Source organism: Bradyrhizobium sp. UFLA05-109 (assembly GCF_054185165.1).
The window spans coordinates 122,913-135,381 of sequence record NZ_JBBIAR010000010.1; the positions used below are offsets into that span (position 1 = coordinate 122,913).

General features: G+C 62.7%; 17 protein-coding genes. 12 read left to right on the forward strand and 5 right to left on the reverse strand.

Annotated features, from left to right (window positions below):
• Window positions 1–33: 33 nt before the first annotated feature.
• Together Q3C01_RS09655 and Q3C01_RS09660 are read left to right on the forward strand one after the other, a co-directional pair.
• Entirely contained in the window at window positions 34–375 is a 342-nt protein-coding gene (locus tag Q3C01_RS09655; protein ID WP_458145084.1) for a Lin0512 family protein, read from the forward strand.
• A 5-nt stretch (window positions 376–380) separates the two neighbouring features.
• Window positions 381–1,073 (forward strand): GNAT family N-acetyltransferase, encoded by a 693-nt coding sequence (locus tag Q3C01_RS09660; RefSeq protein ID WP_458145085.1) that lies wholly within the window; start codon window positions 381–383, stop codon window positions 1,071–1,073.
• Window positions 1,074–1,105: 32 nt separating this feature from the next.
• Here Q3C01_RS09660 and Q3C01_RS09665 read toward each other — a convergent pair whose 3' ends face one another.
• Window positions 1,106–1,648 carry a hypothetical protein gene (locus Q3C01_RS09665; RefSeq protein WP_458145086.1) on the reverse strand — a complete coding sequence of 181 codons (543 nt, stop codon included), beginning with the start codon at window positions 1,646–1,648 and terminating at the stop codon, window positions 1,106–1,108.
• A 261-nt stretch (window positions 1,649–1,909) separates the two neighbouring features.
• On the opposite strand from Q3C01_RS09665, the gene Q3C01_RS09670 reads away from it, so the two are divergent.
• From Q3C01_RS09670 to Q3C01_RS09690, 5 genes are all read left to right on the forward strand, one after another.
• Window positions 1,910–3,097, forward strand: a complete 1,188-nt coding sequence (locus Q3C01_RS09670) for a serine hydrolase domain-containing protein (RefSeq protein ID WP_458145087.1) — start codon at window positions 1,910–1,912, stop codon at window positions 3,095–3,097.
• Window positions 3,098–3,315: 218 nt separating this feature from the next.
• The gene (locus Q3C01_RS09675) at window positions 3,316–3,663 is read left to right on the forward strand and encodes an ArsR/SmtB family transcription factor (RefSeq protein ID WP_458145088.1); all 348 of its coding nucleotides are present in this window, start codon (window positions 3,316–3,318) and stop codon (window positions 3,661–3,663) included.
• 11 nt (window positions 3,664–3,674) lie between these two features.
• Window positions 3,675–4,208, forward strand: coding sequence for an SRPBCC family protein (locus Q3C01_RS09680; RefSeq protein WP_458145089.1), 534 nt, complete (start codon window positions 3,675–3,677; stop codon window positions 4,206–4,208).
• A 34-nt stretch (window positions 4,209–4,242) separates the two neighbouring features.
• On the forward strand, window positions 4,243–4,989 hold the full coding sequence (locus Q3C01_RS09685) for a DUF899 domain-containing protein (RefSeq protein ID WP_458145090.1): 747 nt from the start codon (window positions 4,243–4,245) through the stop codon (window positions 4,987–4,989).
• On the forward strand, window positions 4,923–5,240 hold the full coding sequence (locus Q3C01_RS09690; RefSeq protein ID WP_458145091.1) for a hypothetical protein: 318 nt from the start codon (window positions 4,923–4,925) through the stop codon (window positions 5,238–5,240). The genes Q3C01_RS09685 and Q3C01_RS09690 overlap by 67 nt, the downstream gene beginning before the upstream one ends.
• Before the next feature lie 52 nt (window positions 5,241–5,292).
• Here Q3C01_RS09690 and Q3C01_RS09695 read toward each other — a convergent pair whose 3' ends face one another.
• The gene (locus Q3C01_RS09695) at window positions 5,293–6,618 is read right to left on the reverse strand and encodes a TROVE domain-containing protein (protein ID WP_458145092.1); all 1,326 of its coding nucleotides are present in this window, start codon (window positions 6,616–6,618) and stop codon (window positions 5,293–5,295) included.
• 1,137 nt (window positions 6,619–7,755) lie between these two features.
• Here Q3C01_RS09695 and Q3C01_RS09700 point away from each other — a divergent pair.
• The 4 genes from Q3C01_RS09700 (at window position 7,756) to Q3C01_RS09715 (ending at window position 9,797) form a co-directional block, all read left to right on the forward strand.
• On the forward strand, window positions 7,756–8,415 hold the full coding sequence (locus tag Q3C01_RS09700) for a DUF429 domain-containing protein (RefSeq protein ID WP_458145093.1): 660 nt from the start codon (window positions 7,756–7,758) through the stop codon (window positions 8,413–8,415).
• A complete protein-coding gene (locus Q3C01_RS09705) occupies window positions 8,412–8,780 on the forward strand; it encodes a hypothetical protein (RefSeq protein ID WP_458145094.1) in 369 nt (122 codons plus the stop codon). The genes Q3C01_RS09700 and Q3C01_RS09705 overlap by 4 nt, the downstream gene beginning before the upstream one ends.
• A 32-nt stretch (window positions 8,781–8,812) precedes the next feature.
• A complete protein-coding gene (locus tag Q3C01_RS09710; protein ID WP_458145095.1) occupies window positions 8,813–8,959 on the forward strand; it encodes a hypothetical protein in 147 nt (48 codons plus the stop codon).
• 133 nt (window positions 8,960–9,092) lie between these two features.
• Window positions 9,093–9,797 carry a glutathione S-transferase family protein gene (locus Q3C01_RS09715; protein ID WP_458145096.1) on the forward strand — a complete coding sequence of 235 codons (705 nt, stop codon included), beginning with the start codon at window positions 9,093–9,095 and terminating at the stop codon, window positions 9,795–9,797.
• A gap of 2 nt (window positions 9,798–9,799) precedes the next feature.
• Here Q3C01_RS09715 and Q3C01_RS09720 read toward each other — a convergent pair whose 3' ends face one another.
• The 3 genes from Q3C01_RS09720 to Q3C01_RS09730 form a co-directional block, all read right to left on the reverse strand.
• Window positions 9,800–10,582, reverse strand: coding sequence for a sulfite exporter TauE/SafE family protein (locus Q3C01_RS09720; RefSeq protein ID WP_458145097.1), 783 nt, complete (start codon window positions 10,580–10,582; stop codon window positions 9,800–9,802).
• 3 nt (window positions 10,583–10,585) lie between these two features.
• Entirely contained in the window at window positions 10,586–11,218 is a 633-nt protein-coding gene (locus Q3C01_RS09725) for a TetR/AcrR family transcriptional regulator (RefSeq protein WP_458145098.1), read from the reverse strand.
• Between the two features lie 204 nt (window positions 11,219–11,422).
• A complete protein-coding gene (locus Q3C01_RS09730; protein WP_458145099.1) occupies window positions 11,423–11,794 on the reverse strand; it encodes a tRNA-binding protein in 372 nt (123 codons plus the stop codon).
• 103 nt (window positions 11,795–11,897) lie between these two features.
• Here Q3C01_RS09730 and Q3C01_RS09735 point away from each other — a divergent pair, with 103 nt between their 5' ends.
• A complete protein-coding gene (locus tag Q3C01_RS09735) occupies window positions 11,898–12,260 on the forward strand; it encodes an ArsC family reductase (protein WP_458145100.1) in 363 nt (120 codons plus the stop codon).
• Window positions 12,261–12,469 lie beyond the last annotated feature (209 nt).

The window sequence follows — 12,469 nt, forward strand, 5'->3', positions numbered from 1 at the left end:
GCTTGCGCGTCGAAATTAACAACAGGAATGGAAATGTCCCGCGTACGCTGTATCACCGAGATGGGCATGGGCGTCGACGTTCATGGCAAGGACGCGACCAAAGCGGCCAAGCGCGCGGTGTCGGATGCGATCAGGCACTCGAGCCTCGGATTCTTCCGCATGCTCGGCAAGACCGCCAATGACATGTTCGTCGACGTCACGATTGCGGTGCCAAATCCGGAAGCCGTCGACAAGGGGGCGGTGGCCAAGGAGCTGCCTTACGGCACCGTGACCGTCAATGCAGTCAAGGGCGGCCTCGAAATTCCGGCCGAGCAGGGCAGCGACGCCATCATCATCGCCAATGCGGCCGTGATCGTGAGTCTCGACAAGGAATAGAGCCCGTGTCCGATTCCGATTTGGCGCTGCTGGACCGACCGATCTGGAGCGCACTGACGACACGACAGCGGCATCTGGCGCAAGGCGATGCGCGAGCGCTGCGTTATCCCTCCGCGATCGGGCCCTTCGCCGATTTGGGCGACCTGTCGCCAGCAAGCTACGCGGAACTCGGCGAGTTGATGTCGCCATCAGAATATATCGTGCTGTTCACGCATGACGCGGCGGTCGCGCCGGCCGGCTTCAAAGTGCTGCTGGCAGAGACGGGCGAGCAGATGATCGGCACGCCCGTCGAGAGTCCGCTTCACGATGCCGAGATCGTGACGCTCGGCATCGATGACGTTCCGGCGATGGTGGCGTTGGCAGCGATGACCAAGCCCGGTCCGTTCAGCAAACGGACGCACGAGCTCGGAACCTTTCTCGGCATCCGCGTCGGGGGCGACCTGGTCGCAATGGCGGGCGAACGGATGAAGCCCGGCAATTTCACGGAGATGACGGCAATCTGTGTGCATCCCGATCATCGCGGACGTGGCTACGCGCAGGCGCTGCTTGGAGCGATTGCGCGCCAGATCGTGGCGCGCGGCGAAACTCCCTTCCTGCACGTGTTTTCCAACAACGCGTCGGCGATCGCGCTCTACCAGCGGCAGGGAATGAGCATTCGCCGCCGCCTGCATGTCACCGTGCTGCAGAAGGAGGCGTGAGGCCCGGTGGCGCTGCGACCGGGCCCCTTGGCTCAAGTCTTGTAGTCGACGAGCAGCGAGCTCGACGAGGAGGAGGACGACGCGTTGCCGCTGGAGCTGTAGGAATTCGACTGGCTGGTCGCATTCTGAAGCAGCGCGATCAGCTCCTTCATCAGGTCAGCGGTGCTCGTGGAGGATGAGCTGGACGAAGAGCTGGAGTCAGTGCTGCTCGTGCTCGATGAGTCGCTGCTCGCATCCGGCGGCGGAGGCGGAGCGCCGGCACCGTTGGAGAACGTGTTGGCGAACACGTTCTTGAGCTCGTCCGCCTGATCGCTGGTCAGCTTGCCGCTCGACACCTCGTTCTGGATGAGGTCGTCGATCTTGGACTGCATCTCGTCGGGCGAGGGCGGCGTCGAGGAGGAGTTGGAGCTGCTCGCGCTGCTCTTCATCGCGGAATCGATATCGTCGAGCGCGGACGAGAGTGCAGACTCGTCGCTCGAGCTGATCGTGCCCGCGGAGACTTCCTTGGTGAGCTCGCTCTTCAGGAGGTCGAGTGGCGAATAGGAACTGGTGGAGGTTGCAGAGATCGAGGTCATTGCCGGTCACCCGTGATCGTGAATGGATTGAGGTACGCCTAACATGGGTGTGAGGCTAAAGGTCGCGCCCTTAACGGGCTCTTGCCAGGCGCTTGCCTGGAAGGTTGCAGAGCTTTTCGTTGTGTTGCTCGCATCCGGATGAACACGCGGCGAAACAAAAAAGTCGGCGCTCGCGTGCACCGGACCGGCTCGAAGGAAGGGCTTTCCTGTCGGGGATTCCTCGTTATATCGATGTCAACCAGTTCAGGGAGACAGCAGCAGATGGACGTCAGGACACCCAAATTTTCCGCCGCACGGACGGCGATGCAGCGCTACGTCGATCAGGAGATCGTCGCCGGCGTGTCCTGGGCGGTGCTGCGCGGACGGGAGGTCGTCGACCAGCAATGCGTGGGGCTGGCCGATCGCGAGGCGAATGTGGCGCTCCGGCCCGATCACATCTTTCGCGCCTTTTCCAACACCAAGATCATCGTTACCTGCGCGATTATGCTGCTGGTCGAGGAGGGCCGTATCGGCCTTGACGATCCGATCGAGAAATTCCTGCCGCAGCTTGGCAATCGTAAGGTACTGAAGCAGGGCGCGACGAGCATCGCCGATGTCGAGCCGGCGCGGGGCCCGATCACGATCCGACAATTGCTCACGCATACCTCAGGCCTCAGCTACGGCATCTTCGATCCCGGCACGGTGCTGTTCAAGGGCTACAACGAGGCGGGTATCCTCAATCCGTTCACGACACTCTCCGACATGATCGATAAGCTTGCCGATCTGCCGCTTTCCTATCAGCCGGGCACCGGCTGGGAATATTCGGTTGCCATCGACGTGCTCGGACGCGTCGTGGAGGTTGTCTCCGGCAAGACGCTCGACGTCTTCCTCAAGGCGCGCATTTTCGATCCCCTCGGCATGGTCGACACTGGCTTCTTCGTGCCGGACGCGGAGCAGGGCAGGCTCGTTGCTCTGTACAACGGTGCGGACGTGCTGGACCCGATGAAGCCCGGTCTGACACGGGCTGACGATCTGCCTTATCCGCAGGCGTACCGCCGGCCGTTCCCGCAGCTGTCGGGCGGGGGCGGCCTGGTGTCGACACTGCAGGATATGCTCGCGCTTGTGCGCAGTCTGGTACCGGGCGGGGATATGCTGCTGAAGCCGGAGACGCTGCGGCAGATGATGACGAACCAGCTTTCCGACGGCCGAACCATCCGCTTTGCGGGGCTCGGGCCGATTCCGGGCAAGGGGTTTGGCCTTGGTGGCGCAGTGACCTTCGCGCCGGCGCCGTTCGATCCCCCCAACTCCACAGGCGAATTCCAGTGGGGTGGCCTCGCGGGGACGCATTGGTGGATTTGTCCTGGGGCCGATACCGCCGGCGTGCTGATGGCGCAGCGGTACATGGGCTTCTGGAATCCATTCTTCTTCGAATTCAAGCGCCTCGCTTACGAGGCGTTGGGGGCAGGCTGACGCGCTCCGCGAAGATCGCTCAAGCGAACGGCGCAAGCGAAGTGGGAGGCATCGCCTCCCACTCATTGTTTGCGTCAGTCCTTCCAGGGATCGAACTCACCTTGCCGACCATGGCGACGGCGCCGCTAGCTCGCGCTGTTCAGAGCCGTCGGAACTAGGCCAAAGAAAAATTAAACCGATTGGTTGACAATTGGCTTCAGTCGATTATGTTAAACTATATGGTTGAACAATTCCCGCATCTGGACGCCGTTTTTCATGCCCTCGCGGATCCAACGCGGCGGGCGATGCTTGGTCATCTGGCGGAACGGGAGCTCACGATCGGGGAGCTTGCGACACCGTTCAGCATGAGTTTCGCGGGCGCCTCGAAGCACGTTCGGGTGCTGGAGAATGCAGGCCTCGTCACCCGCACGATCCGCGGCCGTACCCATCTCTGTCGGCTGCAAGCCGCTCGGCTCGCGGAAGCCGATGCCTGGCTGCGACGTTACGAACGCTTCTGGAATGACAGGCTCGACTCGTTGGAGGCGTTGCTGCGCGCTGAAGACGAGGCGAAGGCAAAAAAGAAGTGAGGAGCAGAACGATGGATGCAAAGATAAAGCCCGATGCCTATGGCGAACTGATCGAACCGGCGACGCTGAAGCTTCAGCGCCTGCTACCCGGACCGATCGAGCGTGTCTGGGCGTATCTCACCGACAGCGACCTTCGCCGCAAATGGCTGGCGGCGGGCGTGATGGAGACGAGGGTCGGTGCGTCCTTCGAGTTCGTCTGGCGCAACGATGACCTCAACGATCCCCCGAGCAAGCGCCCGCTCGGCTTTCCCGAAGAGCATCGGATGCAGAGCCGGATCACCGAGTGCGATCCGCCACGAAAGCTTTCGATTGCCTGGAGCAACAGCGGCGACGTGACCTTCGAACTGGAGCCGAGGGGAAAGGGCGTTGTGCTCACCGTGATCCATCGTCGTCTGCCCGACCGCTCGACCATGCTCAAGGTCGGCGCCGGCTGGCACATGCATCTCGACATTCTGGTCGCGCGCATCTCCGGCGAAGAGCCGGCGCCGTTCTGGGATGGCTGGGCTCGGCTCCAGCAGGACTACGACCGGCGGCTGCCGGCCTGACGGTACGCACCAAACAACAAACAGGAGGTCAGCTATGCAAACTCATGTCGTTTCGGCGCAGGAGTGGGAAGCAGCGCGTCAGCAGTTGCTCGTCAAGGAGAAGGCTGCAACCCGAGCCCGTGACGCACTGGCCGCTGAGCGGCGGCGGATGCCGTGGCTCGCGGTGGAGAAGAGCTACGCGTTCGACGGACCCGAGGGCAAAGCGAGCTTGCTCGATTTATTCGAGGGCCGCCATCAACTCATCGTCTACCGCGCCTTTTTCGAGCCGGGCGTATTTGGCTGGCCCGACCACGCTTGCCGGGGCTGCTCCATGGTGGCCGATCAGGTGGCCCATCTCGCTCATCTGAACGCGCGCGACACCACGCTCGTCTTTGTCTCGCGTGCTCCGCAGGCGGACATCGCACGTCTCAAGGCACGGATGGGATGGGAGATACCGTGGTACACGATCACGGATGACTTCGACGCCGACTTCGGCGTGGGCGAGTGGCACGGCACCAACGTGTTTTTCCGCGACGGCAGCCAGATCTTCCGCACCTATTTCATCAATAATCGCGGCGATGAGCAGATGGGAGGTACCTGGAACTACCTCGACATCACACCGCTGGGCCGGCAGGAGGTGTGGGAAGACTCGCCCGAGGGCTATCCCCAGACGCCGACCTACAAGTGGTGGAACTGGCATGACAATTACGAGGCAGGTGCGGCGCCCGACAAGAGATGGGTCGAGGTGTCGGATGCCGGAGAGGCGGCGTTCCGGAAGCAGCAGGCGAGCGCAAAGTCGTGAGCGGGACCGCGGCGATCGGCGCAGCCAATTGGCTACGCCTCGCGGCAGCGCCGACCTTCGCGATCATGGCGCTGCTGACGGCCGTTCTTGGCGGCGGATCAATGGATGCGTTGTGTTCGACTGCGGGGGTGTCGCTGTTCGGTGGAATGGTTCCGATGTACGTGCTGATGAGTGCCTTCCATTTGGCACCCTGGCTGAAGTTGATCGGCAGCCGGGCCAGGTTGTCCCGCGTGGGTGAAGGCACGACGTAAAACCGAGTGAACCGGGCGCGGCAGGCCGCGCCCGGTTCGTCCGTGTGACGCATCAGTGCAGCGCCGTCTCCGACGCCGCGATCCACGCGATCACGGCCTCCGAGAAGCCGTTGACGCGGGTCCAGCCGCCGTGGCCGACGCCATGCTGATACGAGGCGACGTTGACCAGCGTTCCGCGCGCCTTGGGCTCGGGCACCTGGTCGTGGCTCTGCTCGTCGGTGAAGACGATCAGGCGGTCGCCCTTGCGGTCGATCTCGGCAACGGCCTTGCCGAGATAGGTTCCGCCGTGCGGCTGTGAGTCGATGATCGCGTCCCGGAGCGCGAAACCGCGGCGAGGCGGAACCTTCACGACCTCGTTGGAGAAGGTGAAGATCTCAACCTCGTCGCAGATCTCGCGTGCGAGGATGGCCAGACCACACGCCGCCTCCGCGCGCGTCATTTCCGACTGCGCGGAGAGGGCCGCGAACATCGAGCCCGACACGTCGATCAGGAGTCGCGTCCGGCCGGGCAGCCGCACATGATCCTTGATCGACTTCAGCATCGCACCTTCGAGCTCGGGCTCGAAATCCGGCGCGTAGCGCGCGGCCGTGATGAAGCGATAGGGCAGGATACGATCCGTCCGCATCGCCTCGATCGCGCCCGCGATCACCTCGCGCGGCACCTGCGCATTCTGCATCAGTCGCAGGTTGCGCAGGAGCGCCATACCGCCGAGCTTCTTCTCGGCGATCAGCCGCTCGAAGCTCTCGCGCTTGCTCTTTCCGGCCGAAAGCGAGACCTCCCAGGTGTCGGGAGAGGCGAGCTCGCCATCGACGATCTGCTTCCACACCTTCTCCTGCGCGGCATCCTTCGGCTTGGCGTGCACCAGGAACAGCACGTCCCTGATCCGTACCGCGCCGTCGCGGTCGTACTTCGCGAGCTGATAGGCGTCGAACTTGGTCAGTGCGCGGGCAAGGCCCTTCTTGACCTGCGCCGAGACCGGCTGACGCTTGCGCTGCTGCTGCGGGCCGAGCGCGTCCGCCCAGTAGATCGCGAGCAGCTCCGTCATCTCGTCGGGGCGCTGGATCACCTGCGCGAGCGTATCGGCAACGAGAGTACGATGCTTCTCGCTGCGCGCCATCTCGCGGACCACGAGGAGCGGTGCGTGCCGCAGCTTCATGACCTCGCGCGCCTCGATCGCAAGCTGCGCCACGCGGGCAGGGGCGACCTTGGGGACGAGTGCCTTGATGCGATCGGCGATCGAGACGCCGTCCTCGTAGAACTGGTCCTCCCAGAGAAGGCAGTTCATCAGCGCGCGCTTCAGCTCCATCTCGGGCGTGAAGCGAGTCGCGCGCGCGCCCTCACGCGTGAAGGCGCGAACGATCTTGTTGAGCCTGACCATGACGGCCTCCTCTAGGGTTGATGGTGGAATGGAAACGGGTGCCGGGGAACAAGCGAGGCTGTACTGCCCTTGCAGGCTTGTCGCACGCTCTCCCTCTGAGCTACGGACTTGCGTCCGGGAGGACTTGAACCTCCGTCCTTGCGATCCCGAAGTAACAGCGCTCTTCACCACCGGCGGTGGGGACGAAAGGGACACGATCCGGGAACAGGCGATTGCTGTGACCCGGCCAACTGACGTTAGCCGGAAAGCGCTCTGTCCACTGAGCTACCGGCGCATGGAACACCGGACGGGATTCGAACCCGCGACCTCTCGCGTTGCAGGCGAAGTAACAGAAATCTTCACCACGGATCGTGATGGGGTTGGCGGGGAACGGGCGATGCTGCGAGTCTGAGCTACGGCATTTCAGCCGACGGGATGCGAACCCGCGACCTCCGTTCTGGCAAACCAGCACGGCGCTCTAACCGAAGTAACAGTCATCTTCACCACCGCCAAGCCGATGCATTCGCATCGGCCGTGATGGGTACGCTGGGGAACGCTTGATATCGGCTTTTGGGATGGTGCGCAGCGTTTTTCCTCACCCGCTCTTCCATCGTGCGAAGTATTCGACATCTTCACCACCAGCGTCGGTTGAGCCGCGAAGACCGCGGCAAACCGGACTACGAAATTCTTGATTGCGGCGCTGTCGACGCGCCGCCGTTTGCGAACCCTTTCGAGGTCCGCTCTGCCATCGGTGTCCGGCTCATCGCCTTGTTCCCTCCGGCAGGCCCCGCGCGCTTGGGCGCGCGCTTCTCCAGCGCGAGCCCCGGGATCCGGGTCTCCCGTTCCGGCGTCATGCCGGGGTATTCGAACGGGCCGCACGGCGGGCAACAAAAAACCCTCCGGAGCGACTGGCTCGGGAGGGTCCGTGAGAAGCGGACTTTCGATCTCGCTCTCAAGCGAGATCGCTCCCATGAGCCGGGCATGCGCTATCGATCGGTCCGAGACCGTTCGACAGTCGTGCAAATCTTTCGTAGCGATGCTTCATCACTCGGTTCATGATCCTTTCGCGAACGGAAGTGTTCGCGAGGGCGCGGGACATACGCCCGCAACTTGCGGATGTCAAGCGCGCTCGAAGACATGCAGCGGACGGAAGAGGGAATGCCAACCTATCTCGGCCTCGACGGCTTTCGGTTCGGCTGGGTCGCAGCCTGGATAGATCGGCGCGGCGATCATGGGTTCGACTATGCGCCGGGCCTTACGCGTTTGCTCGCGATGCCGCACAAGCGAGCAATGATCGACATGCCGATCGGATTGAAGATGACAGGCTATCGAGCCTGCGATCTTCGCGCCCGCGAATTGGTTGGAGCCGCGGTCTTCCTCGGCGCGCGTCGCGATCTCTGGACGTTTCCGGACATGGCTGCTGCGAACCGGCACTATTGGCAACAGAACGACAAGGGCGTGTCGTGTCAGCTCTGGAACATCAGAGACAAGATGAGGGAGCTCGACGACGTCATGACACCGGAGCGCCAGAAGACGATCGGCGAAGCGCATCCGGAGTTGATCTTCTGGACTCTTGCGGGCCAGCGGAAGCTGGAACGAAAGACGTCGGCGGCCGGGCACGAACAGCGCATCAGGTTGCTGGAGAAACAGGGCTTTGCCAAGCTCCGGAAATGGCTGATGCAGCGTCACGGCACGGGCATCGGGCGCGACGATCTGATCGATGCCTGCGCCTGCGCGATCGCGGCGCGCGACAGCACCAGATGCCTCGATGGCGAAGATCCAGATCCGCGCGGGTTGCGGATGGAGATCAACTATTGAGCGCGATCAGTTGCCCCGATCGCCTCCGCTCCGGTGCGGCCGGGACTCGCACGGCGCTGCTTGAGATGCTGCCGAAGTTGATCTTCCTGGTGCTCCAGCCTCAAAGCTCTGGCTTCATACTCCTCGGCCATCGCCCGCAGCCGTCGCGCTGCTTCGTTATGGGCAAGGTCGTCCGCGACCCGGCGACAACGCTCGGCATGATCGAGCAAGGCGCGCTTCTCGATATTCATCTCCCGACAACGCGCGCGTGGCTCAATGGTCCCTCGCTCTGGTTTTGGAACAGAGTGCTTATCTTGTGCTCGGAGTGGGAAAGAGTGGCAATCTTTTCGCGGGAGCGGGGAACATGGCGAACGGGCCGACGTTGAGAGATCAAGTTTTTTGCTGAGGGACAAATGCAATGAACGATGTCAGCCAATTGGCGACCGCGATGCTTGCGATCGCCTTTACGGCGATGCTGCTGGTGACGGGGCAATGGTTCATGGAGTATCGGCTGCAACATGACTCGACGATTCCGATCGCAGCGTTGATGACGCTGCCACCATAGTTGCGTTAGACAGACTCGTGCTGGATTTTATCGTCGTGACCATAACGTGCAGGTCGTAGTAAGCCGGTGATCTTGCGTTGGTCGGCGTCTCGCCTAGATTAGATGCGCTCCAACATACGCATCCAAGGTCCCGATGTCCGATCTCTCAGCCTTCCCCATCACCAAGCGCTGGCCCGCGAAGAATCCCGAACTTCTTCAACTCTACTCCCTGCCGACGCCGAACGGCGTCAAGGTCTCGATCATGCTGGAGGAGATCGGGCTGCCTTACGAGGTCCATCTCGTCGACTTCGGCAAGGACGACCAGAAGACGGTGGAATTCCTCTCGCTCAATCCGAATGGCAAGATTCCGGCGATCCTCGATCCCAACGGGCCCGGTGGCAGGCCGCTGCCGCTGTTCGAATCCGGCGCGATCCTGCAATACCTTGCGGAGAAAACCAGCAAGCTTCTGCCGCAGGACGCGGCGCGCCGCTACCAGACCATCCAGTGGGTGCACTTCCAGATGGGCGGCATCGGGCCGATGTTCGGCCAGGTCGGCTTCTTCCACAAATTCGCCGGCAAGGATTTTGAAGACAAGCGGCCGCTCGAGCGCTACGTGAGCGAGTCCAAGCGTCTGCTTGGCGTCATGGAAACGCATCTCGCCGGCCGGCAATGGTTCATGGATGACGACTACACCATCGCCGACATTTCCATGCTCGGCTGGGTGCGCAATCTCATCGGCTTCTACGGCGCCGGCGATCTCGTCGCGTTCGGCCAGTTCAAGTCGGTCGCGGCCTGGCTCGAACGCGGGCTGGCGCGGCCTGCCGTGCAGCGCGGGCTCAACATTCCGAAGCGGCCGTAAGATCAACTCAGGGCCTTGTAGGTCATGTAGAGCGCCGTCAGCCCGACGAACCCGATGATGGTTTGGCGCAGCACCGATTTGCTGACGTTGTTGGCCATGCGTGCACCGAGATCGGTGCCGACCCAGAGGCCGGCAACGATACCAATGATGGCCGGCCAACCGACCATCAGCCCCTTGCTCCAATAGATCCAGGCCGCGGGAATGTTGGTCGGGATGACCGAGAAGATGAGGCTGATGAGCTGCGCTTGATGCTGCGGTACGCGGAGACCGGCAGCGAGACCGACCGTTATCGCGAGCCCGCCGCCGATGCCCATGAAGCCGGAGGAAAAGCCGGCAAGCACGCCGATCAGGAGCAGGGGGAGCCAGGATCGTTGGTCCTGATCACCGGCGTCGCTGCTGCTGTCCTTGCGGTCGCGACGCAGGATCAGGAGAGCGATCAGCGCGACGAGATAGACGACATAGGTCGATTGCAGGACCGTGTCGGGGACGGCGGCCGCCGCATAGCCGCCGCCCGCGCCGCCGACGAGAAATCCGATGCCGATCCAGAAGATCCATTGCAGCGGGCTGCGGTTGCCGCTCTGCCAGTAGCGGCGCACACCGGCGAGTCCTGTCGGCGGGACCTGTGCAATCAACGCGGTGCCCTGGGCGACGTGTTGCTCCGCGCCGAGCAGCAGCATGCAGAAGATGACGAGGCCGCCGCCCGGACTCGTGCCCATGAAGCCGGATGTCAGTCCGCCGACAAGACCGACGCCGATGCCTGCTAGGAGGTCGTGAAGCGTCGACATCGCTCACGTCCTGGTTCGTCGCTTGAAGTCCGGCTTGGTCGTGCGAAAACTCTCGATCACGCCGGTGACGGCCGCCATGCAGGCTTTGAGGTCGAACTCCTCGCCCCAGCTTTTTTGCAGCACGAAGCCCTGGAAGATTGCGATCAGCACGCGTGCGATCGCATCCGCCTCGAGATCGCGCTTGACGAGGCCATCGTGCTGGGCGCGCTCGACCAGCGCGACGATCAGCGCGCGCGGCATGTCGATGCCCTCGACGACGCTGGTGCGGACTCGGCGGTTGCGCAGCGCCTCGGCCCAGCCGTGGATTCCGACGCGCCGGCGCGCCTCGCCCATGGGATCGGTGAGCCATTGCGCGTAGACGCGGACCAGCGCCTGCAATCGCTCCAGCGGATCGGCCGACCCTTGTGCGACGGAATTGAGCATGGCCTCGCGGCGATGCCGGTCGTCGGCCAGTGCCTCGATGAGATCGTCCTTGCTCTGGAAGTAGAGATAGACGGCGCCGTGGCTGAGCCCGGACCGTTTGACGATGTCGGCCATGCCGGTCTGGTGGAAGCCGTTTTCGGAGAAGCAGGCGAGAGCGGCCTCGAGAATCTGCTGGCGGCGGCTCTCGCGCTGTCTTTCGCTGATCTTCGGCATTGGTGGCCCGCCTCGTTAAATAACCTGACCACGTGATCGTTTTGCTTGAGGTTTTTCTCTCTGAAAGAAGAAATGTCGTGGAATATAAAAAACGATCAGTCAGTCATTTTTATCGCTGGCGAACGGCCACGTCAAGTGCCAGGCCGGCCATCGCCGGCATGCCAGAAATCGAACGACGGTACGTTGGCTGATGGACTGAGGTGGCTAGAACAGCCGGCCGCCGTTCGGCACGGGTTTGCTAGGCTGCATCAGCACGACCTTGCCCCCGGCGTCGGGGAAGCCGAGCGTCAACACCTCGGAAACAACCGGCCCGATCTGGCGCGGGGGGAAATTGACGACGGCTGCGACCTGCTGTCCCACCAGCGTTTCCAGCGGATGGTTTTCGGTGATCTGCGCCGAGCTCTTGCGCACGCCGATCACGGGGCCGAAGTCGATCCACAACCGCCAGGCCGGCTTGCGCGCTTCGGGGAACGGCTTTGCGTCGATGATGGTGCCGACGCGGATGTCGACCTTCAGAAACGTGTCGAAGTCGATCGTCGGCGCCGCGGCGGCAGCGGAATCGTGATTGACATGCATGGTGAAATCCGTGTGGCGAACTTGGTTGGCGAATATTGTGGGGCGCGCGGTAGTTTCGTACAACGCCGATCATCGTCACGCGACCCATGCATGAGGAGCGGCCTTGCCCACCACGATTTATGGCATCAAGAACTGCGACACCATGAAGAAGGCGCGCGCCTGGCTGGATTCCAAGGGTGTGGCCTATGACTTCCACGACTACAAGGCCGCGGGCGTCGAGAAGGAGAAGCTCAAGGTGTGGAGCGACAAGGTCGGCTGGGAGACGCTGCTCAACCGTGCCGGCACCACCTTCAAGAAGCTGCCCGAGGCCGACAAGGACGGCCTCAACGAGAAGAAGGCGCTCGCGTTGATGCTGGCGCAGCCCTCGATGATCAAGCGGCCAGTTCTTGAGATGGGCGGCGGCAAGCTCCTGGTCGGATTCAAGCCGGATATCTATGCCAAGGAAGTCGGCGCCAAGAAACGCTAAAGCAGAGGCTGGTTCGGCTCGATGATCTCGGGGGGCACGCCAAGTGCGGGCTGGTCGGCGAATTCGATAACGTCTGCGGCTGCGATGCGATGAAAGAGATCGCGTCGATCACCGGCGTCGTGTCATTTCCGCGCATCAGATTCATGATCTCGAAGCGACGGCTTGACGATCGATGCTTTGCGCGCGAGGTCATCGGGCAGGTGCGACAT

Coding starts and splice junctions, on each gene's coding strand:
- Q3C01_RS09655 (WP_458145084.1), top strand. CDS start 34: ATGTCCCGCGTACGCTGTATCACCGAGATGGGCATGGGCGTCGACGTT.
- Q3C01_RS09665 (WP_458145086.1), bottom strand. CDS start 1,648: ATGACCTCGATCTCTGCAACCTCCACCAGTTCCTATTCGCCACTCGAC.
- Q3C01_RS09670 (WP_458145087.1), top strand. CDS start 1,910: ATGGACGTCAGGACACCCAAATTTTCCGCCGCACGGACGGCGATGCAG.
- Q3C01_RS09675 (WP_458145088.1), top strand. CDS start 3,316: ATGGTTGAACAATTCCCGCATCTGGACGCCGTTTTTCATGCCCTCGCG.
- Q3C01_RS09680 (WP_458145089.1), top strand. CDS start 3,675: ATGGATGCAAAGATAAAGCCCGATGCCTATGGCGAACTGATCGAACCG.
- Q3C01_RS09685 (WP_458145090.1), top strand. CDS start 4,243: ATGCAAACTCATGTCGTTTCGGCGCAGGAGTGGGAAGCAGCGCGTCAG.
- Q3C01_RS09690 (WP_458145091.1), top strand. CDS start 4,923: ATGGGTCGAGGTGTCGGATGCCGGAGAGGCGGCGTTCCGGAAGCAGCA.
- Q3C01_RS09695 (WP_458145092.1), bottom strand. CDS start 6,618: ATGGTCAGGCTCAACAAGATCGTTCGCGCCTTCACGCGTGAGGGCGCG.
- Q3C01_RS09700 (WP_458145093.1), top strand. CDS start 7,756: ATGCCAACCTATCTCGGCCTCGACGGCTTTCGGTTCGGCTGGGTCGCA.
- Q3C01_RS09710 (WP_458145095.1), top strand. CDS start 8,813: ATGAACGATGTCAGCCAATTGGCGACCGCGATGCTTGCGATCGCCTTT.
- Q3C01_RS09715 (WP_458145096.1), top strand. CDS start 9,093: ATGTCCGATCTCTCAGCCTTCCCCATCACCAAGCGCTGGCCCGCGAAG.
- Q3C01_RS09720 (WP_458145097.1), bottom strand. CDS start 10,582: ATGTCGACGCTTCACGACCTCCTAGCAGGCATCGGCGTCGGTCTTGTC.
- Q3C01_RS09725 (WP_458145098.1), bottom strand. CDS start 11,218: ATGCCGAAGATCAGCGAAAGACAGCGCGAGAGCCGCCGCCAGCAGATT.
- Q3C01_RS09730 (WP_458145099.1), bottom strand. CDS start 11,794: ATGCATGTCAATCACGATTCCGCTGCCGCCGCGGCGCCGACGATCGAC.